This window comes from Rhodococcus chondri (assembly GCF_036327435.1).
Classification (GTDB): Bacteria; Actinomycetota; Actinomycetes; order Mycobacteriales; family Mycobacteriaceae; genus Rhodococcus; species Rhodococcus chondri.
In genome coordinates, this window is record NZ_JAUZMZ010000006.1 from 26,296 (window position 1) to 52,272 (window position 25,977).

Genomic DNA, 25,977 nt, shown 5'->3' on the forward strand with positions numbered 1-25,977 from the left:
ACGTCGCCCCCTATGCGATGCCGGCAATCTAGGACACAGTGAAACAATCACTGTTTCTGCGTATCATTTAGTAGCACGGCGGGATCGTCGCCACAACCTGTTCGGCAAGATGGAACGCAATGATCGAGGTGTACCCTCGGGCACCCAGGAGGAACTCGTGGAATCCATATCAACGGCCGGCGCTTCCGCCCCTGCCCCGAAATCCCTGCTCGAGCGTGCTTTCATCGATGCCGTCGAACATGCCGGTGAAGTCGATGCGGTGCGCACCCGCCTCCTCGACGCCGCCTACGAGCAGTTCTGCCGGATGGGCATTCAACGCTCGTCGATGGAGGAGATCGCCCGGCGTGCCGATCTGTCGCGGATCACGGTCTACCGCAAGTTCGACACCAAGGACGCGCTCGTCGAGCAGGTCCTCCTGCGCGAGTTCCGGCGGTACTTCGACCGATTCCTCGTCGACATCCGGTCGGCGCAGACCGTTGCCGATCGCGTCGTACTGGGATTCGTGAGCGCACTGCGGGCCACGCGCAGCAACTCCTTGATCGGCGGCCTCATCGACACCGAACGCGGTTTGCTCGCCGGTTCTCTCGTCGACGACGGACGAATGCTCGCCACCGTGCGGCAGTTCGTCGCGCACCAACTTCGTCGCGAGCAGCGGGCCGGCAATATCGCGGACGGTCTGAACGTCGATCTCACCGCCGAAATGATGGTACGGATCTCGGCGTCGTTCCTGCTGGTTCCCACCGACATCGTCGACCTCGACGACGACGACGAACTAGCCGCGATCGCGCGACAGTTCATTGTGCCGATGGTGGAGTCGCCGCGCGAGCCTTGACATGCGGCGTCATTCGTTCTTGTCGTCCTCGATTTGCTCAGGCCACCCCGGGGTGAACGCAAGAACCGGGGGCGGAGAGGAGAGTGGGCGGCGCAGTTCCGCCAGGGGTCCGCACGTGGGACGGCATTGAGGCATTGGTCATCCAGGGATTCCGGTCCGAGAATCTCCCGGATTTCCCAGCCGGCGAATACGTCCCACGTGGGGTACGGCAATCGTCGGGTGGGATCCACGCGCGGATCGGTGGTGTCGACACCGCGTGTCCGACGGACTCGGAGACTGACGAACGCGGTTGTCTCCATATTTGCCCAGCCTTCGCCGACCGGCATCGCACGTTGGGTGAGGTCCTCGCAGATCGATATTCTGGAGTACTCGATTCCGAGCGCATTCGTGACGGTCTCGGCCTGCATAATGTGCCGGTGGGTGGTGCCGATCCGAGGATAGGCTCTCCGTGAGCCGGCGTAGATTCTGTCGAATCCGATATAGGCGGCAGCGAAGTCGTTGGTTCTTACGTAAGCGTCACGACTTTCGAGAAAAGCACGCGCCAATTGCACTTCCGGAGCATCGAGATCGATTCCCGAACTTGCGTACCAGTGGTTCGACATGATTTGTGCATCCTCGATCCAGGCCGTCGCCCGTGGCGCGGATGGTTCCGGAGCCGCCTCCGAGGTACACGCGACGAGGAGCGCGACGATTGCGGCAAGCGCGGCTTTGCGGCACATGGATGGACGATCGCATCGCGGTTTCATCAACGTTTCACCGCGTCCACTGGGGTAACGCGACCGTGGGAGCGACCTGACCGTATCCGAGCCGGAAGAAGTCTTCGAAATCGGCTACCTCGTATCCGTATCCGGACTGCAGGGTACTTCGAATGACCGCCGCGACGCGTGCACCTGATATGTCGGACTCCGGAGTCCGGAGGTCTCGATCAGGTCCGATAGCGCCGATGGAACTCAGGCGCTCGATCGAATCCGGCTCGGTGGGCATTCCCCGGTGTGCGACAAGCTGCTCCAGCAACTGATAACTGTTGTTCGCGAAGTAGTGGGCCTCATCGATCGCAAAGGGCGTCAACTCCCTTGATCTTGCTCATTCGGTTCTCCTCGAATCTGCGCTGCCGGACCTCCCGGCAGCCCAGATATCGTCACGAGGATCGCTGTGCAAACTCTGAGCAGCGGACGAGCATTCAGCCTGCCACCGTCCCAGAGAAACGGCCTGGCTCGGGACGCAACTATGCGCCCCGAGCGAGGCCGGGTGTGACGCCTTCCGGCTCAGCCCAAGGTGGGATCGTCTGCGCGGATGGATCCCCCCAGATCCGGGATGCAGCCGGTCTTCTCCCTGTCATCCCGGTTGACAGCTTTCCCGCCCACGATCTGAGCAAGGCGTGATTCGTCGAGCTCCGGGCCTTCCGTGGAGATGGTATCGACGTGGAACTTTCGCATGGCAGATCTCCTCGCAGTTGTGCGTGCGCCGGAGGGTCCGGCGCACGCCCAACTGTCACGGAGTGCGCCTAGCAACTTCTGAGCGAGCACCGCCGGAATCGCAGGCCGGATTGTTCCGACCGGGTCCGGGGCTGCACTGCCGTGCGCGGTGCTCTACTGGAGACAGAAGACGACAGCAGAGGAGGACCGATGAGCGAATCGACACCACCGTCCGTGTCACCCGAGTGGCTGCACGAACACCTGGATGACGAGGACCTGGTCATTGTCGACGCGACGACCCACCTGAGCATGCCGCCGGACGGGTCGGTACACATCGAACCGGGCCTGGCCACCTACGCCGAGGGCCACATCCCCGGTGCGGTATATGCGGACCTGTTCACCGACTTCTCCGAACACGAGGCGCCGCAGCCGTTCACCGCCGCGTCGTCGGAGCGATTCGCAACCGCCGCGGGCGCGGTGGGGATCGGGGACGGTCGTCGCGTAGTGGTGTACGACCAGTCGAACAGCATCTGGGCCGCGCGGTTGTGGTGGCAGCTGCGGCTCGAAGGATTCGACGACGCTGCAGTGCTCGACGGCGGTCTCCCGGCCTGGCGGGCCGCGGGGTATCCGGTGACGGACGAGCAGGTGATCCCGCGTGCCGCGACCTTCACGCCGCGTCGTCGTCCGGAGTTGGTGCGTTCCACGCACGAGGTGCTGGAAGCGCTCGACGACCGTCGGACGCTGATCATCAACGCGCTCGATCCGGCCACCTACCGCGGCGAGAGCCCGTCCTACCCGCGTCGCGGGCACATCCCGGGCAGTATCAACATCCCGTTCGAGGACCTGGTGGACCCGGATACCGGGCGTCTGCGACCGGCTACGGAACTGCGCGAGGTCTTCGAGAAGGCGGGCGCTCTGGATCCGGAGGTCGAACCCGTGACCTACTGCGGCGGCGGGATCGCCGCGTCGGGTCTGGCTCATGCTCTGGCGGTGGCGGGTCGTCCGGATTCCGCGGTGTACGACGGATCGCTCAACGCGTGGACCGCGGACGAGTCGCTGCCGCTCGTCGAAGGGCCCGATCCGCGCTGAGAGCGCCCGGATGCGTGCCCGCGCGCCGCTGGAGTGACGCCATGGTGCTGCGGAAGATCGACGCAACCGAACGCAGGGCGCGACTGGGGATGCGGCACAGCCTGGCGGCGGGCCATCACGCGCAGGACGCCGTCGAGGCCGCGACGCGGATGGTGTGCCTGCACGGCACCGACCCCGCGACCGTGTATCTGTCGGTGTGGGCGCGCATCGACGACTTCACCGTCGCCGATCTCGACAAGGCGCTCTACGTCGACCGGTCGCTGGTGAAGCATCTGGCGATGCGGCGGACGGTGTTCGTCTTTCCGCGACACGTCCTGCCGTTCGCGCAGGCCGGCGCGAGCAATCGCGTTGCGGCAGTTCAGCGTCGAAGTGTCGCCAAAGATGTCGCCATCGCCGGTCTGCACACCGACGGTGAGCAGTGGCTGAACGAGGCGAGTGCGCATGTGCTGCAAGCGCTCTCGGATGGTCGGGAAGCCACCTCGAGTGAGCTGCGTGCGGAGATCCCGCTGATCGACGGCGCCATCGAGTACGGGACGGGGAAGTCATGGGGCGGCAAGGTTTCTTTCGCGCCCCGGGTGCTGACGGTGCTGTCGGCGTCCGGACAAGTGGTACGGGCCTCCAACAACGGTCCGTGGCGCATCTCGCGGCCGAGGTGGGCTACGACGGAATCGTGGCTGGGCTCGGAGATCGAACCGTGCAGCGAGGACGAGGGCCTGCGCACGCTCGTCGAATTGTGGTTGCGTGCGTTCGGTCCCGGCACCGAGACCGACATCAAGTGGTGGCTCGGCTCGACCTTGAAGGCAGTGCGCGCGGCGCTCGCGGAACTCGGCGCCGTAGAGGTGGATCTGGATGGCCGTACCGGTTATGTACTGCCGGATGATGTCGACGAACCCGCACCCGTCGAACCGTGGGGTGCGCTCTTGCCGGCGCTCGACCCCACCACGATGGGTTGGTTTGAGCGCGACTGGTACCTCGGCCCGTACAAGGAGAAGTTGTTCGATACGAACGGCAATGCCGGCCCCACCGCGTGGTGGGACGGGAAGATCGTCGGCACCTGGTGGCAGAACGACGACGGTGCCGTCTCCCTCCACGTGCTCGAAGACATCGGAGCGGAGGGGGTGGCATTCCTCGAATCTGAACCGGTCCCGAGGACCGGCACTCGAAAACTTGGCGCGGTGAATGGTTCTTCACTGCCGCCGTACCGTGCGTGAAGAACTATTCACCGCGCCTGTGGGCGGTGCTGCGTCCGATGAGCTAACCGGCCAGACGCACGGCCGTGTACGCGTGCTTGATCGCGTCGAGCGCGCTCGTGCAAGGAATGTCGGCGTCGCGCAGTGCGTCGACGATGCGGGACTGACTGCTCGGGCCGGATCGCAGAACGCTTCCGGCGGCTACCGCCCAGACCACCTCACCCGGTTCGAACTTGCGGGTGGGAACCCAGCCGCGCTGAGGAGCCAGCTCGCGCAGCGTGCTCCAGTGCGCGATTTCCTCCGCGTCAGGATGTCCGATGAACAGCAACCGGTCGTGTGCCACGATGAACCCCTTTGTTTACGTGCCTCGGTAGGGACGTCGTGGCCAGTGTTAATTTCGTTACATTGCGTTTGAAGACTGGGGCAACGTCCGAGTCAGGACTCGAACAACCTCTGACCCCAGTACTCGCCGTCGCGGAGTCCCGGTGGGCACGCGAACACGGCCGACCCGACGTGCTGGATGTATTCGTTGAGCGCGTCGCTTCGCGCGAGCTCGAGCTGCATCGGCACGAACTGCTCGAGGGGGTTGCGGCAGAACGCGATGAAGAACAATCCGGCGTCGAGGTGGCCCAGACCGTCGGAGCCGTCGGTGAAGTTGTAACCGCGGCGCAGGATCCGGATACCGCCGAGGTGCTGCTCGGACGCGAGCCGCACATGCGCGGTCACCGGGATGAACGGACCGTCCGGGCCTTTCGATTCGAGGTCGAGTTCGTCGAACTCCGCCTTCTTCCCGAGCGGTGCGCCTTCGCGTTTGTCCCGCCCGATGACCGCTTCCTGCTCATTGAGCACGGCACGGTCCCACTGTTCGATGAGCATCCGGATGCGCCTGGCCACCAGGTAGGTACCGCCGGTGAGCCACGGCTGGTCGTCGGTGTCGGCGACCCACACCGATTCGGTGAGAGCGTCGGGGTCCTCGGCCTTGAGGTTGTTGGTGCCGTCCTTGAACCCGAACAGATTGCGGGGTGTCGCTTGAGTGGTGGACGTCGAGGACGTGCGTCCGAATCCGAGCTGCGACCAGCGCACCGACGCGGTGCCGAACGCGACCCGCGCGAGGTTGCGGATCGCGTGCACCGCGACCTGGGGATCGTCGGCGCACGCCTGGATCGCAATGTCGCCGCCGCAGCGGGCCGGATCGAGGTTGTCGGCGGGAAAGTGCGGCAGATCCTCGAGCGCCGCCGGCTTGGAATCGGCGAGCCCGAACCGGTCGTCGAACAGAGACGGTCCGAACCCGATGGTGAGAGTCAGCCTGGACGCGGCGAGGTCGAGGGCTTCGCCGGTATCGCTCGGTGGGTGGTACGCGCCGTCACCGGTTGCGCCGTTTTCGGTGGCCTCGAGACCGGCGGTCATGCGCTGGGACATGTCCGTCCACGTCTTCAGCAGCGCGATCAGTTCGTTGCGGTCGCGGGTGGTGACGTCGAACGCGACGAAGTGCATCCGATCCTGGGCGGGGGTGACGATGCCCGCCTGGTGTTCGCCCCGGAAGGCGACGACGTCGGCATCGCCGCTGCCGGACGGCGCGGTGGACCGGCCGACCACCGCACCCGCGCCCGCGAGGACGGCGCCGGCGCCGACCGCACCGAACAGGCGACGACGCGAGAGTCCGGCCGAAGCCGGGCCGGATGGGGTGATCGGTCCGTCGCTCATAGCTCCGCAGCTTCCGCGACAACTCCCTGCACCTTGCTGACCTCCGCGGACAGGGCGTCGATCAAGCGGGACAGTTCCTGGCGCTGCGCATCGGTGACGGTGTCGTAGGAGACGAATCCGTCCCCGACCCGGTACTGCGCGAGCGCCGCGTCGAGATCGGCGCACCGCGCGTCGATGGCCTGGCCGAGCTCGGGGTTCCGGTCGTCGAGGACCGGACGCAACGCGGCGATCGCGGCCTGCGAGCCGTCGAGATTGGCCTGGAAGTCGTACAGGTCGGTGTGCGAGAAGATGTCTTCCTCACCGGTGATCTTCGATGTGGAGATCTCGTCGAGCAGGCCCTGGGCGTCACCGGCGATGCGGGTGGGTTCGATGGTGTACTCCTCGGAATTCACCAGATCTGCCAGTTCCCGGACGTCGGCGACAAGCTGGTCGGCGATCGTATCGGTGTCGGGCCGGAACCCGTCCACCCACAGATCCTTCTCGATCCGGTGGAAACCGGTCCAGTGCTGTCCCGGTTCGAGGTCGGCTTCGCGCAGATCCAGTCTCGGGTCGAGGTCACCGAAGCTTTCCGCTTCCGGCTCGACGCGCTCGAAGTAGGTGCGTGAGAGCGGGAACAACCGCTTCGCCTCGTCGATGTCGCGGGCGTGGAGTGCGGCCACGAATTCGCCGGTGGCGGTGACGAGGGCCTCGGTCTGGCTTCGGATATAGCGGCGGTAGCCGTCGGCGGCCTCGGCGAGTTTTCCGTCGGCGTCGGTGGCGGCCTGAGAATCGCCGGTGACCGTGAAGGTCTGGCGGATGCCTTCTCCCGTCATCCCGGGGCGGCAGGACAGTTCGTAGGCGCCGGCTTCGGGAAGATCGACGATGAGCTGCCGGGTCAGGCCGGGGCCGATGTTCTCGACCTCGCCCATCGCGCGGTCGCCATCCGCGAACACGTAGAACTCGGTGACCTGCGTGCCGTTGTTGGTGACGGAGAACGTCGACTGCCCGGTCACGCCCTCGGTGGCGGAGACATCGCAGGAGGTGTCGGTGGCCGTGACCGTGATGGCGCCGTCCGCGTCGGTCGGCGAGTTCTCGGTGCAGGCCACCAGGGCGAGTGGCAGTACGGCTACTGCCGCCAGGACGCAGGTGCGACGCGTCGATGTCATGGTCGTATCCCCGAGTGTTAGGTGAGGCGTACCTCAGCTGATGATGCGAAGGGACGATACACCCGAGACCCGCTTCGCGGGGAGGGACCTTCGGTCCTTTCAGCTGCGCGTCCAGGTCGGATCCGTGCCCGCGCACGAGGGGGCTGCTACCCGAGCGACCTCTTCAATTCGTCGGCCACCGCGGTGACGGGCTGGCCGCCGCTGGGGGTGGGGATGTCGCTGTTGACCGCGACGACGAGCACCGTCTGTGATTCGGGCAGATAGCCGATGTATGTGCTGTAGCCAGGCAGTTCGCCGGTGTGGCCGAGCCAGCCGTTCTCGATGCCGAGCCCCAACCCGTACGCGCGTTCGGGAGTGGCGGGTGGCAGGTTGTATTGGAACGAGTCCAATCGAAGCCGCTGGGTTTCGGGCTCGAGTATCTCTTCGCCGGTACCCAGCGCGCGGGCCCAGATCTCGAGATCGTCGATCGTCGAAACGACTGCGCCGGCCGACCAGCCCCAAGACGGATTCCAGTCGGTGGCGTCCGCCGTCTCGCCTTCGGGTTGTCCCTGCTCGGTGATTCCCCGCAGATGCGGTGACGGGAACGCCGCGTCGGTGGGAAGAACGGTCTCGGCCATGCCGAGCCGCTCGAACAGGTCGGTCCGGAAATACTCGGCGAGCGGCCGACCGCTCACCTGTTCGATCACAAGACCGAGCGCGATCGTGTTCGAGTTGGAGTACTCGAACTTCTCGCGGGCACAAAGTTCGGCGGGTCGCCGCGCACGATGTCGAGGAGTTGCTCGGGTGTCCATGCCGCCATCGGATCGGCGAACACCTTCTGTTGGAACCCTTCGTCGAACGTGTAACTGGGTATGCCGCTGGTCATGGCCGCGAGCTGCCCCAGGGTTGCGACATCGCCGTTGGGCAGCTCCGGAACGTACCGGCCGATCGGGTCGTCGAGGGACACCCGACCGTCCTCGGACAACTGCAACAGTGCGGTGACGGTCATCGTCTTCGTGACACTCCCGACTCGCGTGTGATCGGCGGGCCCGGGTGGCTCGGAGTCGTCGCCACCCCGGCTGCCGGACGCCCCGGTCCACTCGCCGTCGGGACTCACGACCCGCGCGACGACACCGGGAAACCCCACCTCGGCACGGACTCGGTCGAGCACACCCTGCAAATCTGTCCCGAAAGCGGATGCTGGGGACGGCGACGTCGAAGGTGCGGGAGCCGCGGTGCCACTGTCGCCGCCGCAGGCAGTGGTGAATGCGAGGAATGCTGCGGTCAGCACGATCGGGAGTCGGCGCATGGTTGCCTCCGGGAGATGCGGGCCTTGCTCTCGAAGCTCCGGCTCAGTATCTGCGTGGTCGATGCCGAATTCGGGAGAACAGCATTATTCGACGATCGCCGTCGTTCTATCGTGAAGCGACGGATCGGAGTTCCGGATGGCTGCATGGTGGGTGCTGCACGTCGACCTCGATCAGTTCATCGCGGCCGTCGAGGTGCTGCGCAACCCCGAGCTGGCGGGAAAACCGGTGGTGGTCGGCGGTAAGGGCGACCCCACCGAGCGCGGTGTCGTCTCCACCGCGTCGTACGAGGCACGTCGATTCGGCGTCGGGTCGGGGATGCCGTTGCGGGTCGCTGTCCGCAAGATTCCGGACGCGGTGTTCCTGCCCGTCGACGCCGACGCCTACAACGAGGTGTCCCAGGTGGTGATGGAGACGCTGCGTGGACTCGGTCACGTGGTGGAGGTAATCGGCTGGGACGAAGCGTTTCTCGGAGTCGAGAGCGACGATCCCGAGACATTCGCGCGGACGGTGCAGGAATCGGTGCTCGGCGCGACCGGACTGCACTGTTCGGTGGGTATCGGCGACAATATTCTGCGCGCCAAGATCGCCACCGGATTCGGTAAACCTCGCGGCATGTTCCGGCTCACCCGCGACAACTGGTTCGCGGTAATGGGGGACCGGCCCCCCGATGCGCTGTGGGGTATCGGCTCGCGTACCGCGAAGAAGTTGGAGGCAGCGGGAATTCGCACGGTGCGGGAACTCGCGGCCGCATCCGAGGAGGAACTGGCAGCACGGTTCGGGCCGAAAACCGGGCCGTGGCTCGTCGGCCTCGGTCGGGGCGCCGCCACCAATGCGGTCACGGGCGAGCCGTGGGTGGCCCGCTCGCGCAGCCGCGAGACGACGTTTCAGAACAACCTCACGGATTGGACCGAGGTCGCCGATCATGTGCGGACCCTGGCGGCGCGCGCGACCGAGGACATCCGCGCCGAGCGGCGACCGGGGGTGCGGGTGGAGCTGAAGATCCGCTACGCCCCGTTCATCACGCACACCACGAGCCGCGCCCTGTCCGAACCGACGCTGGACCCGGCGGTCGTCACCGACGCGGCCGTCGCGCTGCTCGACCGTTTCGATCATGCGCGGCAGGTGCGTCTGGTGGGGGTCCGGGTGGAGATGACGGCACCGGCGCCGTGAACCGTGCGCTCTGTTCGCCGCTCAGCAAGCCGGGCGGCACCATGCGACCGGTCAGCACCAGGAGGAGGTGCTGCGCGGCGCCGGTGACGACGGACCCGGTGCCGTACGACCAGTCGCGGTCATCGGCCTGTAGTCGGACACCCGACAGGTCGGCGCCGAAGAAGTCGACCTGCGCCGGTTGCAGCGCCTCGAGCATCATCGAAATACGCTCGTCCGGCACGCGCCGGTCGAGTCCGAGCGCGACGGTGATGTCGAGCCCGTGGATCACCTCGTGCCACAACGTACCCGCCGGTCCGCCCCGCGGCGGCTGCCACGGGTGCTCGATGTTGGCGCGCAGGGAGGCGAGCAGTTCCGCATCGGTCAGGGTGCGTGTGTCGGCCCGCGCGCACGCGTCGGCGGCGCGGTTGATGTTGCCGCGCGCCTTCAGGAGCGCAAACAGGATTTTCGGAAGGCTGTAGCGGTAGGCCGTGGTGGTATGCGCGACGACCTCGCGGACCCGCCAGCCTGCACACAGCGACGGCGCCGCCCACTGCTCCTCGTTCAATCGTTCGAGCACGGCAACGAGATCTCGACGTTCGCCCGCGACGTACGGGTGCACGGTTTTCGACATGGTGGTCCCTTCGTTCGGTGATCTGCCGGTACCGACCCGCCGGAGGTGCGGAACTCATCGGACGCCCGCGAGCCCTGACGCGGCCGCTGGCACACTGGGTGCGGTGAACGCGGCAATCCAGGCGAGGACGAGAGGCCCACTCCGGCCACCGGAGTTGGCGGCGGCGGCAGTATTCGGCGCGTTGACCGCGGTGCTGGCGGTGGTGACCGGACTGATCCCGGTCGGTGTCGCGCAGGTGCTGGTAGCGCTGCCGATCGCGTTTCTTGCCGCCGCGAACCGGATGCGCGCGGTGGTGGCGGCGACGCTGGCGGCGAGCGTCGTCGCGGTGGTGGCGGGCGGACCGTTCGCCGCGGCTGCGGTCGTGGTGCTCGCCGGCGTCGGCACACTGGTGGGGTTCGCGGACCGCCGCTGGGGTAACGCGGCGGTGCTGGTCGTGTTCGGCGGGTCGCTGCCGGGCGGTGTGCTGTTGGCCGCCCTCCTCGTCGGGCTGCTGTGGATCTTCGAGGAGACGCGCATTCTGCTGCTCGATACCCTCGTCACGTCGATGCAGGGCATGGCGCGGGCGTTCGAAGCCGCGGGCGCGGGCGAGCAATTCCTCGACGCGGTCGCGCGGACCACCGAGTTTCTCAGGGACTTCTGGTGGTTGTGGATCGGTGCCGCCGTCGTGGTGGGAGTGGTGGGTACCGCGCTGCTGTGCTTCGGGGTCTTCCGGATGGTCGCGCAGAGCAGCAGGAGGAGCAGCGCGTCGGTGACCTGGCCCGTCGAGGACCGTGCCGCCACCCCGGCGCCGCTACCCGTGGCCCTGCGGCTGGTGTCATACCGGTATCCGGACAGCAGGAACGACGCGCTCGCCGACATCGACCTCACCGTTTCGCCGGGGGAGTTCGTCGCCGTCGTCGGACGCAACGGTTCCGGCAAGTCGACGCTGGCCCGCATCCTGGCCGGTATCGCGCCGACCGCGGGACTCGTGGATCGGCCCGGCCCCGTCGGGCTCGGCGCGCACGGTGGCACGGTCCTGGTGTTCCAGCATCCCGAAACGCAGGTGCTCGGCCGGACGGTCGCGGAAGACCTGCGCTGGGGAACGACCGGCGACATCGACGTGGAACACCTGCTCACGCGCGTCGGACTGGCGGGTCTGGCCGACCGGGCCACCGAAGACCTCTCGGGTGGGCAGCTGCAACGACTGGCGTTGGCCGCGGCGCTCGCGCGAGCACCGAAGCTGTTGATCGCCGACGAGATCACCGCGATGGTCGACACCGACAGTCGCATCGCCCTGATCGACCTGCTGGCCGACATCGCCCGCGACGGCACCGCCGTCGTCCTCGTGACCCACCTCGACGACGAGGCGGCGTCGGCGGATCGGGTGATCCATCTGGAGCAGGGCCGCATCGTGCCGTCCCCGGCGCCGCCACCGCGCCGCACAGCGGTGGCCGCCGCCCCGCCACCCGAACCGCTGCCCATCCTGGAGTTACGCGGGGTCACCCACACCTATGCCGCCGGTACCCCGTGGGCGCACACCGCCCTGCGCGACGTGTCGCTGAGCATCGGCCGCGGCGAGGGTGTCCTGGTAGTGGGCGCAAACGGGTCGGGGAAGTCCACGCTCGCAGGGATTCTCGCAGGATTGCACCGGCCCACCCACGGCAGCTGCACGCTGCACGACACCCCCACCGCCGACCTGCACGGCGCCGTCGGACTCGTCTTCCAGCAGGCGAGGCTGCAGCTGCAGCGCCCGACCGTCGCCGAAGAGATCTCCGACGTCGCCGGACTTCCCCACACCGACCGCGACTACGCCGCCGCGGTACTGCACCGGGTCGGGCTGAGCGTGGCCCTCGCCGAGCGGCCGGTCGACCGGCTCAGCGGCGGCGAGATGCGCCGCGTCGCCATTGCCGCGCAGCTCGCGCGCACCCCGCGCGTGCTGGTGCTCGACGAGCCACTCGCCGGGCTCGACGTCGCGGGTCGCCAGGAGCTGGTATCGATACTCGCCCACCTGCGGACGGTGGAGAACGTCACCGTCGTCGTCATCTCGCACGACCTGCACGGGATGGAAACGGTGTGCTCACGCACGGTGGTGCTCGACAACGGCGCCGTCGTCGACGACGGCTACCGGGCGGTGGCCGAATGAGCACCCGACAGCGCCGGCCGCTGATCCTGCTGCGTCCCGTCCCGCGCGACACCCCGCTGCACCGTGTCTGGGCGGGCACGAAAGTTCTTGCAGCGGTCGCCCTGTCGGTGACGGTGAGTTTCATGCCCAGCTGGACGGGTCTGGGAGTCACGATGTTGGTGCTGCTGGCCGGTGTGCTGATCGCGCGCATTCCGCGCGGCGTGGTACCGACGATCCCGTGGTGGGTGTTCGCCTTCGTCGTCGCGGGCGCCGCCGTCAACGCCCTCGGCGGCGGCATCACCAGCTACATCCGCGCGATGCTGCTGGGGGTGTCGCTGCTGATTCTTGCGTCGCTGGTCGGCTGGACCACACGACTGTCCGACCTCGTCGATGCCCTGCCCACACTGTTCGCACCGTTGCGACTACTGCGACTGCCCGTCGACGAATGGGTTGTCACCTGTGCGCTGGCGCTGCGTGTACTGCCCTCGATCCGCGGGGAGATGCGGCTGCTCTTCGCGGCACGTCGGCTGCGGGGCAGGCCCGGCATACGGTCGCCGAAGGGGTTCTGGCACGAGGTGATCGACTCGGTGGGCGCGGTGGCGTCGGTGTCGATGCGGCAGGTGCGGGACCTCGGGGACGCACTGTCGGTGCGCGGACCGCGGCCCGTCGTCCGGGCCCGGCCGCGTCTCGGCGTCGGTGATGCGGTGACGGTTCTGGTTGTCGGAGCGGCCTGCGCGGCGATGTTCGTGTGGGCTTGACGGCCGGCGCTACAGCCGGGGCGGCGTGCTGGCAACCACTTCGACGGTGTTCGTGCCGCTGCCCTGCGATTGTCCGCCGGGGCCGATCACGGTCACGGTGATCGTGTATTTCCCGGGCGCCGCGAGCGTCATCTCTCCGCTCGCCCTGCCGGAGCAGGTCCGTCCGGTGTCGTTGTATGCGAAACCGCCGGATCCGACGACGCTGGAAATGACCCGGCAGTCGTCTCCGTTGATCTCACCCTGGCCGCCGGTCGAGCGCCACCGGTAGATCACCTTCGCGGTGCCGTCGGGCGCCGCCTCGTACCTGTCGGGTCCGAGCGCGTTACCCGGCCCGACGAGTTCGGTGGCGACGGAAACCGAATCGACCCTCGACGTGTGGTCGGACGCCGCCGGGCGGGCAGCGTCGGTTGTGGCCTTCGCCGTGGACGACGGAGTGGCGTTCTGGCTCTTCTCCTGGTCCTGGCCGCCGACGAATGCGATAGTGACGACCACGGCGAACAGCGCGAGCGCCAAGCCGCCGAGCAGCCAGAGGCCCCTGCTGTCTTTGAACATTCGGCGAGCATGACACGAGCGGGTCCGGTTTGCATTAGACCGTTCGGATGAATTTCCTCCCCGTGCGCGCGGCTTCGAGGCTCAGGAAGCCCGTCGCGCCAGCCGCGACCGGATCCGTCGTTGCAGTCCGTAGATCACCACCGCCGTGACCCCCGCGATGACGACGTATTGCAGCACCTGGGCATACGGTTCGACGACCTGCCAGTTCTCCCCGAGTTGGTAACCGGCGATGACGAACAGGCTGTTCCAGATCAGGCTGCCCGCGGTGGTGAAGGCGAGAAACTGCCAGATCGGCATGGCGGTGACGCCCGCCGGCACGGAGATGAGACTGCGGAAGACCGGGACCATCCGCCCGAAGAACACCGCCTTGCGTCCGTGACGCTGGAACCAGTCGGTGCTGCGGTCGAGGTCGCGTTCCTCCACGAGCGGGATCCTGCCGATGAAGAGCCGGATTCGCTGTTCGCCGACCCAGCGACCCAGTGAATACAGTCCGAGCGCTCCCACGACCGAGCCGAGGGTGGTCCAGAACAGCGCCCCGAAGAGGGTGAAGCTGCCGAGACTCGCGGCGAACCCGGCGAGCGGGAGGATCACCTCGCTGGGCAGCGGCGGGAAGAAGTTCTCGAGAGCGATGGCGAGACCGGCTCCGACCCCACCCAGACGGTCCATCAAGTCGAGGGCCCAGCCGGCGAGTCCGTCGGTGGGCGCTGATGCGGCGTCGGAAACACTCATTCGCTCCAGGTTATAGGCGCCTGAGAGGGTATCGCCCCGAATAGGGCGAGAGTACGGTCACACACGGTGCGCCGCCGGAAATGCCGGGTGGGGCCACGACCTCTCCCACCGGTGAGCAACCGGCGGATTCGGATGCGTCGCGTCGAAGCGACGACGAGGCCGTCGGTCCCGCCCATCAGCCGGGGGTGAGGCGCGCCGAAGACAAACCCTGATGCGCGTAGGACCGCGGCCGTGCGGCCGCGGTCCTACGCGCATCAGGGAGACGACGCTCGATCAGTAGTGGTTCTCGAGATTGTCGAGATCTACACCCTTCGTCTCACGGCTGGTCGCGACCGCGATCACGGTGATCGTCATGGTGATCACGAGGTACGCGATGACGGCGGAGGCGCTGAACCGGTCGACGAGCCACACCGCGATGAACGGGGCAGGCGCGCCGGCGATGATCGACGAGCCCTGGAACACCAGCGACGAACCCGCGAAGCGGTGCCTGGTGGGGAACAGTTCGGTGATCCACGCGGCCTCCGGTCCGGCGAGCATGCCGTGCAGCAATGCGCCGATGCACACGCCGACGTAGAGCGCGAGCATGCTCTGGGTGTGCACCAGGGCGAAGAAGACCGGTGCCCAGATCACCAGGGAGATCGCCGGAACCAGCATGGCAACCTTGCGGCCCACCCGGTCGGACCACCAGCCGCCGCCGAGCATGCCGAAGAACTGGCACACCGACGCGAACGCGACAGCGGTGACGATCGCGCCGCGGGAAACGTCGAAGGAGGTCGTGGCGTACGCGATGACGAAGATCGTGTAGACGTAGAACGCGATGTTCTCGCCGAGTCGCATGCCGAGCCCGTGCAGCAGGGGACGAGGCTTGCGCAGCGCTTCGACGATGCTGGACTTTTCCTCCGGTGCAGTCTCCGCAGCTTCGGCCTTGGACTGCGCAGCCTGGAACACCGGCGATTCTTCGACGCCGCGGCGAATGAGGAAGCCGATGACGAGGAGCGGCACGGCCAGCAGGAACGCGACGCGCCAGCCCCACTCGTCGAAGGCGGCACCGGGGAAGACCAGGGCGAGCACGCCCACCGTGACGGTGGCAAGCACCGTTCCGGCCGGGGCGCCGGCCTGCGGCCAGGCGGCCCAGAAACCGCGCCGCTTCGGTTCGCCGTATTCGCTGACCAGGATGACCGCGGCACCGAACTCACCGCCGAGCGCGAAGCCCTGGATCATGCGCAGCACCACCAGCGCGACAGTGGCCCAGATACCGATCTGGCCGTAGGTGGGCAGCAGGCCGATCGCCGCCGTCGCACCACCGAGTAACAGGAACGTGGCGACCAGTACGGGCTTGCGTCCGAATTTGTCGCCGAGATGTCCGAAGACGATTCCGCCCAGCGGGCGTGCCACGAATCCGAGGCCCTGAGTGGCGAGCGCCATCAACAGCGACGCGACGGGGTTACCGCTGGGGAAGAAGAGGGGACCCAGGACGGTGGCGGCGAGAATGCCGTAGATCGCGAAGTCGTACCACTCCAGCACGGCACCGGCCATGCTGCCGGCGAGTACTCGTTTGAACGGGGTCCCGGTGGTCGACGACCCCTTGCCTGGGGGTACGAGCGACGTCTGCGTCTTCTCGACGGTGGTCATACGGTTACCTTTCGGGAGAGATTACGGCCGCGGCCGGTCAGAGCTGGAGGGTCAGCTTGTCCCCGCAGGCGCGGGAACAGCAGGTCATCATGGTTTTGCCCACGGCGCGTTCGGATTTGGTGAGAACCAGATCGCGGTGGTCGACTTCACCGTCGAGGACGGGCACCTCGCAGGCGCCGCAGATTCCTTCTTCACAGTCGCTCTGCGCGTCGATGTTGGCGGCCCGCAGCGCCTGGAGCACCGTTTGGTCCGCGGCGACCGGCACCGTGATACCGGAGTCCTTCAGTTCGACTGCGAAAGCGTGTTCCTCGGACGGATCCAGTTGTTCGAGCGTGGACGAGAAATGCTCGACATGGAGCGTGTCGTCCGGCCAGTGCGCGGTGGCGTCCGCCAGCGCGGTGAGGAGCCGCTCGGGACCACACGAGTAGATCTGACTGCCCTCGACGGGGGTGGTGAACATCGTCGTGAGGTCCATGCGGGTGTCCTCGTCGCTCGGGTAGAGCCGGACGTGTCCGCCGTGGTCGCGTGCGAGTCGATCGAGGAAGGCCATCGAGTCCCGGGACCGTCCGGCGTAGTGGATCTCGTAGTCGCGGCCCGCGGCCTTGACCCGGTCGGCCATGGCGATCACCGGAGTGATGCCGATCCCTCCGGCGACGAACACGTAGCGGTCTGCGTCGAGGTCGAGCTTGAAATGGTTGCGCGGACCACGCATTCGGACGCTGTCACCGACCGAAACGCTGGTGTGGATCCAGCGCGATCCGCCGCGGCTCTCGGGGTCGTGGAGGACCGCGATCTGCAGGGTCGTTCGGTCGTCGGGGTGGCCACACAGCGAATACTGCCGCGAGACATCCCCGCAGTCGATGTCGACGTGTGAGCCGGCGGACCACTTCGGCAGCGGCCGATCCGACGCGTCGCGCAGGGTGACCAGGACGATGTCGTCCGCGATCCGGTCCAGCGCATCCACCTGCATGGTGCGTGCGATGGTGTTCTTGGACGGTTCGCCGATCTTGACGGCCTGGCGTTCGGAAAGCACTGCGGGATATACCCGCTCGGGGTTGAGGGTGGGATCCCAGTGGACCCACACGTGCTCCGGTCCCCGGAACGAGGTGTTCGGCAGGTACGTGAATTCCTGGTCCGGCACCAGTCGCATGTGCGGCAGGCGACGGGTGAGTTCTTCCAGGAATATCTGAATCTCCATGCGCGCGAGGTTCTTACCCATGCACTGGTGGCTGCCGTAACCGAAGGTGAGGTGGTCGCTGGCGTTGTCACGGCGGATGTCGAAGTCGTCGGCCTGATCGAAGTGGCGCTCGTCGTGGTTGGCCGACGAATTGACGATCAGCAGCTTTGCGCCTTTCGGGATGTCGACGCCACCGATGGTGGTGTCGTCCGTGACGAGGCGACGCCACGCGGCAACCGAGCCCGAATGCCGGAGGCATTCCTCCACCGCGTTGGGAATCAGGCTCGGGTCGGCGCAGATCTCCTCCCACACGTCGCGGTGCTCGAGGAGCAACCGCAAGGCGTTGGCAGAGGCGTTGGCGGTCGTTTCGTGGGCGGCGACGATCCCGGCCATCATCATCGAGTGCAGGTAGGAATCGGTGACGACGTCCGGCTGTTCCTTCTGCACGCGGATTCCGAAGGGCATCCAGCCGTGGCCGCTGGGATCCTTGCGCAACTTGTCGAGGACGGTCCCGGCGAACTGCCAGAACTTGCCGACGGCCTCGGCTACCGCGACCTGCTGGTCGGGGGCGGGGCGTCCCCACGTGTTGACGGTGTGGGCGATGGAGTACTCACGCAGCGTGTCCATGTCCTCTTCGGGCACGCCGAGGAAGTGCAGGGCAACGGTGAGCGGCACCTCCCACAGCATTTCGTCGACCAGATCGGCGCGGCCGGAATCGATGAAGCGGTCGACGTACTCGCGTGTCAGGCGGCGCACCATCTCCTCGTGGTGGACGAGTTCGGCGGGGGTGAACGGCTCCATCAGAGCCCGGCGCCGTGGCATGTGCGCCGGCTCGTCCTCGTTGACGAGGGTGCGAGCCATTCCGTAGTCGTACTGCGCAAGAACAGAATTGGCTTCGTCCGAGGTCGGGGTGATCTTCTCCAGCGCGATGGACGGCGAGAACAGGAGGTTGTCGCGGAAGACTGCTTTGACGTCTTCGTATCGGGTGACCACCCAATAGCCCAGCTCGGGGCTGTAGAAGACCGGTTCTTCATCTCGGGACCAGCGCAGTGAGGCGGCCGGGTCCACCTGGTACGGACCGGTGAAGGGATCGAACGCTGCCGCCGCCGGCGAGATGGGGCATCCCGTCGGCGAGGTGAAGGCGGAATGGTCGACGGGGCATCGGCCTTCTACCGCCGTACGAGCGACGTCGGTCAGTGTTCCGCTCGATGTATTGGTCATTACTTCTCCAGGCTCTGATCTGCGAAGTTACTTATAACGAACACATTTGTTCGTTGAACGCACAGAAGGAGCGTAAGGGGCGTCACACTGTCGGGTCAAATGGAGCGCAGATCACCGCCGCCAAAACGAAAAAGGGACGCCCGAAGGCGTCCCCTGGTAATTACCTGCGTCAGGTGCTGAGCAGGGCCCTGATGTGGGCAGCGGCCTTCACTACCTCCGCAGCTGCGGAATCGGTGTCGAGGCCTTCGATCGCCACAACTCCCACGCTCGATTCCAGTCCGATGCCGTCGTGGTCCGACGGAGTTCGAACGCTCGCGGCCACACCCACCGCCCCGTGCTCGATTTCGCCGCTCGTTACGCTGAACCCGTCGCGTCTCGCTTGCCGGATTGCGTCGGTATCGTGCTCGGACTCCGGCCGACCGGCCAATATTGCGATGCCCGCCGCCCCGAGGGAGACCGGGTGCCGCGTCCCGATCCGGTACCCGACACGGAGCATTCCGGTCTCCGGTTCGGCAACCGCAATCACCACGCACTCGTCGTCCTCGAGCGTGGACAGGAACGCGGTGGCCGACGTCTGTCGCGCCAACTCCCGCAGCAGCGGCTGCGCCACCTCGCGAAGGCGGGTGCGGAACCGTGAACCGAGGACCGCAGTCCCTGCCGCCAACCGGATCCGCCCGTCGCTCATTCGCGCCACGAGAGAATGCGCTTCCAGGGTCGCCACGATCCGGTAGCCGATCGCCCGTGCCACATCCAGTTCGGCGGCGAGATCCGCGATGGAGATACCTCCTGGCCGCTGTGAAACGATCTCCAAGGCGCGGATGCCTCGGTCCAGGGTTTGCAGGGTGGTCAATGTTCTCCTCGAGCGTCGGGCCGGTAGCAACCCCAGCCTAATTGCTGTTGCTCGACCGTCCCATTCCCCGAACTGCCGGCGCACGACCACACCACCGAAGTCTTGCCCGATGGGAAATCCGTCGCGGCAACCGGTTTCATGCGTGGTGCTCGCGCCGAGGAATTCGTCTACTCCCGCACATGGGTGCAGCGCAGTCGGTAGCCGGAATCAGTCCGGTGGCGCGAAGAACTCGAGTGCGATGTTGTCCGGGTCTCGGAACGAGATTCCCGAACCGTAGCGGGCGGTCTTGATTCCTCCGTGCGCGATACCGAGACTGTCGAGCCGGTCGCGCCATTTCGGTAGGTCGTTCGGAGTGCACCCGAATGCGATGTGATCGAGGCCGACCTGTCGCTCGTCGAACGTGCTCGTCGATGTCGCTCCGGGATGGACGTGCAGGCCGAACAGCATGCCGCCGTCGAGTGCGAAGACGGTGTGGTGGAACGTGCCCGATTCCTCGTCCTCGTCGAGAACCGGGGATGTGCCGAACAGGCGGGTGTACCAGGCGGTACTGGCCGCCAGGTCGGACACCGTGACGGCAACATGAGCGAGCGCGGGAAACGACACGACCGGGCCTCCCTCCGGATCGACGGTGCTGCTGCCCAACCTAGTCCGCACGACGGGCGTGCGGCTCCTTTTCGGTGGTTCCGGTGAGAACGCCGAAGGTGCGAGGGCCCGGCAAGGTTCTCCACCCGATGTGCGGCGTGTGCAGCAGACCGAGATGCGCCGATCGGTCGACTCAGCGAGCCACGCCGTAGAACCGTTCCACTCGCACGCGCAGGACCAGTCGCTGCTCGGCAACCATGGCCGCGCGGAACTCGTCCCAGTCGGGATGCTCCCCTTGCACGGCTCGATACAGCCCCACAAGCTCTTCGGCCGCATCGTCGTGGGGACGTTCGGCGACATCCGACAGTTCTGCGCGACCCTCGGCGACGGCGTAGGACCAGCCGTCGTCGGAGTCCTTGAACAGGCTCACCCGCGGATCCCGGCGCATGTTCCTCGTCTTGGCTCGGGTGCCGGTGATGGACACGCTGAAGGTGCGGATGCGCTGGTCGTAGTGGTAGATGATGTTCGAAATCTGAGGCCGGCCGTCCCGTTTCAGCGTGACGAGGGCGGCGACTCCGGTGGTTGCGAACAGCGCTTCGAGTTTCGCCTGGTCGGCTGCCATGCGCTCAGGGTAGTGAGCGGCGGTGCAGAATCGGCCGGGTCGAAGAACTTTCACATTCGCGAAGGGACACGTGATGCTGGACTACGAACGCTACTGCGGTGAGATCGGTACACAGACCGAACTGCTGGCGCAGCTCCTGCCGGGACGCGACATGACGACGCCGGTCCCGACGTGCCCCGGCTGGAATGTCGGTCAGGCAGTGCGGCACCTCGGGTACGGCCACCGCTGGGCCACAGAGATCGTGCGGGCCCGGGCGGCGCGGCCCTCCGCGGACACCGCGATGCGTGAGCTCTCTGCCTACACGGATGAGGACCCCGCCGACCTCGTGCGGTGGCTGACCGAGGGTGCCGAGCAACTCGATCACGTCCTGCGCGAGGCCGGACCGGCGGCGGAGGTGTGGACGCCCATCCCTGGTGGACGCCGGACACCCGAATTCTTCGCGCGACGGTTCACACACGAGACGGTGATGCACCGGGCCGATGCGGCTCTCGCCCTGGGGGAGGAGTTCGTCGTCGCGCACGATGTCGCCGTCGACGCGATCGATGAGTGGCTGGATCTCGCGGTGGTGACGTGGCCGCTGCAGCACGTCGAGGAACACCGCGCGCTGCAAGGTCCGGGCCGCACGCTGCATTTCCACGCCACCGACACCCACGCCGAATGGGTGGTGGATCTGACCGGTGACGGACTGAGCTGGCGACGCGAGCACGAGAAATGTGCGGTAGCGGTGCGGGGTTCGCTGACGGAGCTGCTGCTGATCATCTACCGTCGCCGGGCCTTGGAGAATGCTGCGGTCGAAATCTTCGGTGACACGGAGTTACTGACCTCATGGCTCGACGTCGTCGGCTTCGGGTAACGCTGCGAGCTGGGCAAACCAGGCCGGGTCCCCGACCAGCGGTGGATTACGGGTTGAAACGCGCGGCGAACGCACCCGGCGTCATCCCGACGACCCTGGTGAAGTCGCGCACGAAGTGTGGTTGATCGGCGTAGCCCAGTACCGCCGCGACCTCGGCCAGCGGCATCGACCTATCGCGCAGCCGACCGGCTGCCTCCTGCAGTCGTCGGCGCTGGATCAGCCATTTCGGGGTGAGCCCGGTCCGCCGGTGTACGAGCCGTTGCAGTGCGCGTTCGGACAGGTCGAACTCGTCGCGCACCTGCTCGACGCGCAGCACGTCCGGGTGGTCTTCGACGAAAGCCACCACCCGGTTGATCAGGTGACCCTCCTCGTCGACCGGAACGAACGAGTTGAGCAGGTCGTCGAACACGCTCATCGCCGCGCGGTGCGCATCGACGGATCGTGGATCACGGTTCATCGCGTCGCGAACCGAGCGGGTCAGTCGTATGCCGTCGTCGCCGAGCACTTCGGAGAGGTCGACGTACCGGTCGGTGAACGCGGCGACGGGCTTCCCGGTGAGTAGATACCCCGCCGCCGGAGTGAACATCACCCCGACTGCCCAGCCGTCGCCGGTGAGCCTGGTGGTGGACAGTCCGGGAACGACACCGTAGAACCGCGCGTAGTCCTGTGCGACCACCACCAGGCACACGGGATACTGCAACACCCGCTGGGGAGCTCCCTGCCCGGCCGGCACCGACCACACGGGAATCCAGAACCGCCGCATCAGATCCTCGAGCCCGTCCGGAGCCGGATAGCGGAAGATCGTGTTGGTTGTATCCGCCGGATCCTTCAAATGCGCGCGCTCGATCGGCTCCCGTTCGTGCCCCGACACGTCGGCCGGGTCGGTGTCGGGTTTCATCAAGACCTCGCCCCCGGATCGGAATACTGTCGCCTTCATGAATACAACAGCGACCCGACATGAAGAAGCCGAGCAGCCGTTGACCGCGGTCATCACCGGGCTCGACCCGGAAGCATGGGACAAGGAATCACCCTGTGAGGGCTGGACCGCCCGCGACGTGGTCGCCCACATCATCGACACGCAACGGGAATTTTTCTCCGGACGCGGATTCGATCCGGGTGAGCGGCCGTCCCTCGGCGACCCGGCCTCTGCGTGGCGTGAGCACACCGCGCGCGTCGCCCGGCTGATGGCCGACGACTCGGTGCCGGCCACCGCTTTCGAGGGCTACTTCGGACCCACCACCGTCGGCGCTACCTTCGAGCAGTTCTACATCTGGGACCTGCTTGTGCATCGGTGGGACATAGCGCAGGCGGCCGGGGTCGACGTGACCTTCACCGACACGGAATTGGACCGGATGGAGGCGGGTGCCGACAGTTTCGGCGACGCCATCTACATGGACGGCGTCTGCAAGCCCGGAGTTCCGGCTCCCGAGGGTGCCGACCGGCAGGCACGCATCCTCGCTCGGCTGGGTCGTCGCACCGAGCGCTGACGCAGCTCGTCCATCGCGGTGCCGCCGTGTGTTCCGGTCATTCGCGGACCGGCACGTACACGACGGTGCGCAGTTCCTCGGCGGGAGTGTCCGGTGGGCAGGGGTACTCCTCCCACGCCGTAGTCAGGTCGAGTTCGTGGCCCTCGTGCGCTGCCCACGTGGCGAGCGCCTCGTAGGTGTGCTCGAGCGTGTCGTAGGGGCCGTGATGAGTGTCGGTGGCGGCGCCGCCGCCCGGTAGGTCGACGGGGACGACGTCCCCCTCCCCGTCGAGAGGCGCGTCCACTTCGAATCCGGCGGCGCAGTCGAAGCCCCCTTCGGTGAAGTTCCGGAAGTAGGCGATCGCAGCCCCGCTCGGTGGCCGCCCGGACCGTTCGAGGTATTCCGCCACGGCGGTGTATGCCCGACCGAGGTGCTCCCCGATGTGGGCGATGTCGGTGTGGAACTCGACGGCGACCAGATGGCGCGGCGCAGCGTGAACAATGTGCGGCATTGCTCCTCCTCGGTACGTGTCAGGCCGACCACGGACGGCCCCGGAGAGTGCGAGATCCGTTCCGTCGGTCGTAGCGGACTCCCCGCGATAATCTGCGCGATTCCGGGGCTCGTCAATGCTCCGATTGTCAGGGAGCGCGTCCGGCGTCCGGCGCCCCGCCTTCCGCGGGCCGGGGTTCGGCTCCGGAGCCGTGGGTGACAGGGTTCGACACCGAGGGCGGTGCCGGTGCCGGCGCGGGTTCGGAGGCCACTGTCGTGTATCCCCATATCGTGAATGCCGCCGCAGCGATCGCAGTGATGAGCCAGGCACGTTTGGCGTCGGTCGACATAGAGGCGCGCGATGTGGCGACGGCCGTGCCGAGGGCGGGGTCGAGCGAGATGCGAGGTCGCGCCGCCCGGGTCCAGTGCTGGCCGTTCCACCAACGCTCGAGACGGTCGTAGCCGGGCTCCGGGTACCACCCGGGCAGCTGTGGGGAAGTCATGGCCGAACCCCTGCCGAGGCCGGCTGCTGCGACGCGGGGGCAGCGAGCGCTCCGAGAACCATGAGATCTCCTTGTCCGGACGGTTGCCTGCCCCCGAAGCGGAGACGAGGCGGCGTAATGCGTCCTCGAGGCAACACACCGATGCCATACAGGACATCGGTGCCGCCACTGTTTCGTTACTTTCGGCAGTGGAGGCTGCCCGTTCGATCGGGACGTCGAACCGGGCACGGACGCATATCGTCGGGTCATGAGCACACGGGTTGTCGTTGCCGAGGACGTACGCGCAGCCGTCGCCGAGCGGCGACCCGTCGTGGCGCTCGAATCGACGATCTTCACGCACGGTCTCACTCGCCCACGCAACCTCGACGTGGCGTTCGAAGCCGAACAGCGACTGCGGGACGCCGGCGTTCTCCCGGCGACGATCGGGGTGGTCGGAGGTGTTCCGACGGTCGGATTGTCGCATCGTCAAATCGAGGCGCTGGGCCGCGAGGGCTCGGGCGCGGTGAAGGTCAGTGGCCGGGATCTGCCGGTGGCTGCCGCGAAAGGCCTGCACGGTGGCACGACCGTGGCCGCGACCGCGTTCCTCGCACACCGTGCGGGCATCGCGGTGTTCGCCAGCGGTGGGCTCGGGGGAGTGCACCGGGGTGCGTCGTCCACATTCGACGAGAGCGCGGATCTCGTTGCGCTGTCGTCGATTCCGATCACGGTCGTAACCGCGGGGGTGAAGTCGATTCTCGACATTCCCGCTACCCTCGAGCGACTCGAGACACTCGGTGTGACCGTGGTCGGGTACCGGACCACGCGGTTCCCCGGATTCTATGTGCGCGACAGCGGTTGCACGGTCGACGACGTCGGTTCACCCGAAGAGGTGGCTGCGGTGGCCCGTGCCCGCGACGACCTCGGTCTGCGGACGGCGGTGCTCGTCGCGAATCCGGTCGCCGCCGATGCGCAGGTCGATCCCGCACTGCACGCTCGGGTGCTGGCGGACGCCGAACACGCTGCGGCCGCCGCGGGCATCCGGGGTAAGGCGATGACTCCGTTTCTCCTCGAACACATGCACCGGGGCACACAAGGCCGCACACTCGATACGAACGTCGCGGTCTATCGCGGAAATGTGGGGGTGGCTGCGGCGATCGCGTCTGCGCTCGCTTCGTGAGAGGACCGGTATGGGTCAGATCCGATTCGGCTACTTCTTGACGCCTGCCGCGGCAGAGGCAGGCACTCTGCTGCGAACCGCCCGAACCCTGGACCGGTTGGGCTTCGATCTCGTCGGCATTCAGGACCATCCGTACCAGCGACGGTTTCTGGACTCGTGGACGCTGTTGACCGCTGTTGCGGTGAGCACGCAACATCTCACGGTGTTTCCGGATGTGGCGTGCCTGCCGTTGCGTCCGCCCGCGGTTCTCGCGAAGTCGGCGGCCAGTTTGGATGTGCTCACCGGCGGCCGGGTCGAAATGGGTGTCGGTGCCGGCGGGTTCTGGGACGCGATCGCCGCGTTCGGTGGCCCGCGCCGCGCGGCGGGCGAGGCGGTGCGCGCGCTGGCGGAGGCCATCGAGGTGATGCGGCTGATGTGGAGCGCTGAGCGGTCGGTGCGGTTCGACGGGGAGTTCTATTCGCTGGGAGGCGTCCATCCCGGCCCTCGGCCGGCGCATCCGATCGGGATCTGGCTCGGCGCGTACAAGCCGCGCATGCTGTGGTTGATCGGCGAACATGCCGACGGGTGGGTACCGTCGCTCGGGTTCGCGGGTCCGGAAGGACTTGCCGAGGCGACGGCGACGCTCGACGCGGCGGCGGAGAAGGCCGGACGCGACCCGGCGTCGATCCGCCGGGTCCTCAACGTCGGTGCCGACGTCCCGGTGGACGAGCTTCCCGACCTGCTGATCCGGATCGCGACGGAGTTGCGATTCGACAGTTTCGTCTTCGACGGTCCCGCGGACGAAGCTGCGCTCACGCATCTCGCGCGCGAGGTGTTTCCCCGCGTCCGCAACGCCGTGTGAA

26 protein-coding genes and 1 pseudogene are annotated in these 25,977 nt (G+C 67.0%); 10 read left to right on the top strand and 17 right to left on the bottom strand.

The window, feature by feature from the left end:
* Positions 1–166 precede the first annotated feature (166 nt).
* Positions 167–832 (top strand): TetR/AcrR family transcriptional regulator, encoded by a 666-nt coding sequence (locus Q8814_RS02160; protein ID WP_408015805.1) that lies wholly within the window; start codon positions 167–169, stop codon positions 830–832.
* A 753-nt stretch (positions 833–1,585) separates the two neighbouring features.
* Here Q8814_RS02160 and Q8814_RS02165 read toward each other — a convergent pair.
* Both Q8814_RS02165 and Q8814_RS02170 read right to left on the bottom strand, forming a co-directional pair.
* Positions 1,586–1,900, bottom strand: a complete 315-nt coding sequence (locus tag Q8814_RS02165; protein ID WP_330150351.1) for a hypothetical protein — start codon at positions 1,898–1,900, stop codon at positions 1,586–1,588.
* Positions 1,901–2,097: 197 nt separating this feature from the next.
* Positions 2,098–2,268 (bottom strand): hypothetical protein, encoded by a 171-nt coding sequence (locus Q8814_RS02170; RefSeq protein WP_330150352.1) that lies wholly within the window; start codon positions 2,266–2,268, stop codon positions 2,098–2,100.
* Positions 2,269–2,457: 189 nt separating this feature from the next.
* Here Q8814_RS02170 and Q8814_RS02175 point away from each other — a divergent pair, with 189 nt between their 5' ends.
* On the top strand, positions 2,458–3,336 hold the full coding sequence (locus Q8814_RS02175; RefSeq protein WP_330150353.1) for a sulfurtransferase: 879 nt from the start codon (positions 2,458–2,460) through the stop codon (positions 3,334–3,336).
* A gap of 41 nt (positions 3,337–3,377) precedes the next feature.
* Positions 3,378–4,547, top strand: coding sequence for a winged helix DNA-binding domain-containing protein (locus tag Q8814_RS02180; protein ID WP_330150354.1), 1,170 nt, complete (start codon positions 3,378–3,380; stop codon positions 4,545–4,547).
* Between the two features lie 43 nt (positions 4,548–4,590).
* Here the strand turns inward: Q8814_RS02180 and Q8814_RS02185 are convergent, their stop codons facing one another.
* The 4 genes and pseudogenes from Q8814_RS02185 to Q8814_RS26495 all read right to left on the bottom strand — a co-directional run bounded on the left by Q8814_RS02185 (position 4,591) and on the right by Q8814_RS26495 (position 8,663).
* The gene (locus Q8814_RS02185; RefSeq protein WP_330150355.1) at positions 4,591–4,869 is read right to left on the bottom strand and encodes a hypothetical protein; all 279 of its coding nucleotides are present in this window, start codon (positions 4,867–4,869) and stop codon (positions 4,591–4,593) included.
* Between the two features lie 92 nt (positions 4,870–4,961).
* On the bottom strand, positions 4,962–6,230 hold the full coding sequence (efeB, locus tag Q8814_RS02190; RefSeq protein WP_330150356.1) for an iron uptake transporter deferrochelatase/peroxidase subunit: 1,269 nt from the start codon (positions 6,228–6,230) through the stop codon (positions 4,962–4,964).
* On the bottom strand, positions 6,227–7,375 hold the full coding sequence (gene efeO, locus Q8814_RS02195; RefSeq protein ID WP_330150357.1) for an iron uptake system protein EfeO: 1,149 nt from the start codon (positions 7,373–7,375) through the stop codon (positions 6,227–6,229). The genes efeB and efeO overlap by 4 nt, the downstream gene beginning before the upstream one ends.
* Before the next feature lie 146 nt (positions 7,376–7,521).
* Positions 7,522–8,663, bottom strand: a pseudogene (locus tag Q8814_RS26495) (serine hydrolase domain-containing protein).
* 136 nt (positions 8,664–8,799) lie between these two features.
* On the opposite strand from Q8814_RS26495, the gene Q8814_RS02210 reads away from it, so the two are divergent.
* The gene (locus Q8814_RS02210; protein ID WP_330150360.1) at positions 8,800–9,834 is read left to right on the top strand and encodes a DNA polymerase IV; all 1,035 of its coding nucleotides are present in this window, start codon (positions 8,800–8,802) and stop codon (positions 9,832–9,834) included.
* Here Q8814_RS02210 and Q8814_RS02215 read toward each other — a convergent pair.
* The gene (locus tag Q8814_RS02215) at positions 9,737–10,444 is read right to left on the bottom strand and encodes a maleylpyruvate isomerase family mycothiol-dependent enzyme (RefSeq protein WP_330150361.1); all 708 of its coding nucleotides are present in this window, start codon (positions 10,442–10,444) and stop codon (positions 9,737–9,739) included. The two genes, Q8814_RS02210 and Q8814_RS02215, sit on opposite strands and share 98 nt — an antisense overlap.
* A 103-nt stretch (positions 10,445–10,547) precedes the next feature.
* Here Q8814_RS02215 and Q8814_RS02220 point away from each other — a divergent pair, with 103 nt between their 5' ends.
* Both Q8814_RS02220 and Q8814_RS02225 read left to right on the top strand, forming a co-directional pair.
* Positions 10,548–12,566, top strand: a complete 2,019-nt coding sequence (locus Q8814_RS02220; protein WP_330150362.1) for an ABC transporter ATP-binding protein — start codon at positions 10,548–10,550, stop codon at positions 12,564–12,566.
* Positions 12,563–13,303, top strand: coding sequence for an energy-coupling factor transporter transmembrane component T family protein (locus Q8814_RS02225; RefSeq protein WP_330150363.1), 741 nt, complete (start codon positions 12,563–12,565; stop codon positions 13,301–13,303). The genes Q8814_RS02220 and Q8814_RS02225 overlap by 4 nt, the downstream gene beginning before the upstream one ends.
* A gap of 9 nt (positions 13,304–13,312) precedes the next feature.
* On the opposite strand, the gene Q8814_RS02230 is transcribed toward Q8814_RS02225, so the two are convergent.
* The 7 genes from Q8814_RS02230 to Q8814_RS02260 all read right to left on the bottom strand — a co-directional run bounded on the left by Q8814_RS02230 (position 13,313) and on the right by Q8814_RS02260 (position 20,668).
* Positions 13,313–13,855 carry a hypothetical protein gene (locus tag Q8814_RS02230; protein ID WP_330150364.1) on the bottom strand — a complete coding sequence of 181 codons (543 nt, stop codon included), beginning with the start codon at positions 13,853–13,855 and terminating at the stop codon, positions 13,313–13,315.
* An 81-nt stretch (positions 13,856–13,936) separates the two neighbouring features.
* The gene (locus tag Q8814_RS02235) at positions 13,937–14,584 is read right to left on the bottom strand and encodes a DedA family protein (RefSeq protein WP_330150365.1); all 648 of its coding nucleotides are present in this window, start codon (positions 14,582–14,584) and stop codon (positions 13,937–13,939) included.
* A gap of 273 nt (positions 14,585–14,857) precedes the next feature.
* Positions 14,858–16,216, bottom strand: coding sequence for an MFS transporter (locus Q8814_RS02240; protein WP_330150366.1), 1,359 nt, complete (start codon positions 16,214–16,216; stop codon positions 14,858–14,860).
* Between the two features lie 37 nt (positions 16,217–16,253).
* Complete coding sequence (locus Q8814_RS02245) at positions 16,254–18,614, bottom strand: cytochrome P450/oxidoreductase (RefSeq protein WP_330150367.1); 2,361 nt, start codon at positions 18,612–18,614, stop codon at positions 16,254–16,256.
* A 169-nt stretch (positions 18,615–18,783) separates the two neighbouring features.
* On the bottom strand, positions 18,784–19,464 hold the full coding sequence (locus Q8814_RS02250; protein ID WP_330150368.1) for an IclR family transcriptional regulator: 681 nt from the start codon (positions 19,462–19,464) through the stop codon (positions 18,784–18,786).
* Between the two features lie 207 nt (positions 19,465–19,671).
* Positions 19,672–20,067: a VOC family protein gene (locus Q8814_RS02255; protein ID WP_408015806.1), complete on the bottom strand. Its 396-nt coding sequence runs from the start codon at positions 20,065–20,067 to the stop codon at positions 19,672–19,674.
* A gap of 172 nt (positions 20,068–20,239) precedes the next feature.
* A complete protein-coding gene (locus Q8814_RS02260) occupies positions 20,240–20,668 on the bottom strand; it encodes a PPOX class F420-dependent oxidoreductase (RefSeq protein ID WP_330150370.1) in 429 nt (142 codons plus the stop codon).
* 73 nt (positions 20,669–20,741) lie between these two features.
* Between Q8814_RS02260 and Q8814_RS02265 the strand changes: the two genes are divergently transcribed.
* Complete coding sequence (locus Q8814_RS02265) at positions 20,742–21,521, top strand: maleylpyruvate isomerase family mycothiol-dependent enzyme (RefSeq protein ID WP_330150371.1); 780 nt, start codon at positions 20,742–20,744, stop codon at positions 21,519–21,521.
* 46 nt (positions 21,522–21,567) lie between these two features.
* Here Q8814_RS02265 and Q8814_RS02270 read toward each other — a convergent pair whose 3' ends face one another.
* A complete protein-coding gene (locus tag Q8814_RS02270) occupies positions 21,568–22,419 on the bottom strand; it encodes a helix-turn-helix domain-containing protein (protein WP_330150372.1) in 852 nt (283 codons plus the stop codon).
* Positions 22,420–22,456: 37 nt separating this feature from the next.
* On the opposite strand from Q8814_RS02270, the gene Q8814_RS02275 reads away from it, so the two are divergent.
* Entirely contained in the window at positions 22,457–23,008 is a 552-nt protein-coding gene (locus Q8814_RS02275; RefSeq protein WP_330150373.1) for a maleylpyruvate isomerase family mycothiol-dependent enzyme, read from the top strand.
* A gap of 37 nt (positions 23,009–23,045) precedes the next feature.
* Here the strand turns inward: Q8814_RS02275 and Q8814_RS02280 are convergent, their stop codons facing one another.
* Together Q8814_RS02280 and Q8814_RS02285 are read right to left on the bottom strand one after the other, a co-directional pair.
* Positions 23,046–23,498 carry a GyrI-like domain-containing protein gene (locus Q8814_RS02280; RefSeq protein WP_330150374.1) on the bottom strand — a complete coding sequence of 151 codons (453 nt, stop codon included), beginning with the start codon at positions 23,496–23,498 and terminating at the stop codon, positions 23,046–23,048.
* Between the two features lie 127 nt (positions 23,499–23,625).
* Positions 23,626–23,979 (bottom strand): DUF2510 domain-containing protein, encoded by a 354-nt coding sequence (locus Q8814_RS02285; RefSeq protein WP_330150375.1) that lies wholly within the window; start codon positions 23,977–23,979, stop codon positions 23,626–23,628.
* A gap of 247 nt (positions 23,980–24,226) precedes the next feature.
* On the opposite strand from Q8814_RS02285, the gene Q8814_RS02290 reads away from it, so the two are divergent.
* Positions 24,227–25,135, top strand: coding sequence for a pseudouridine-5'-phosphate glycosidase (locus Q8814_RS02290; protein ID WP_330150376.1), 909 nt, complete (start codon positions 24,227–24,229; stop codon positions 25,133–25,135).
* Between the two features lie 10 nt (positions 25,136–25,145).
* The gene (locus Q8814_RS02295) at positions 25,146–25,976 is read left to right on the top strand and encodes an LLM class flavin-dependent oxidoreductase (protein WP_330150377.1); all 831 of its coding nucleotides are present in this window, start codon (positions 25,146–25,148) and stop codon (positions 25,974–25,976) included.
* The last annotated feature ends 1 nt before the right edge of the window (position 25,977 follow it).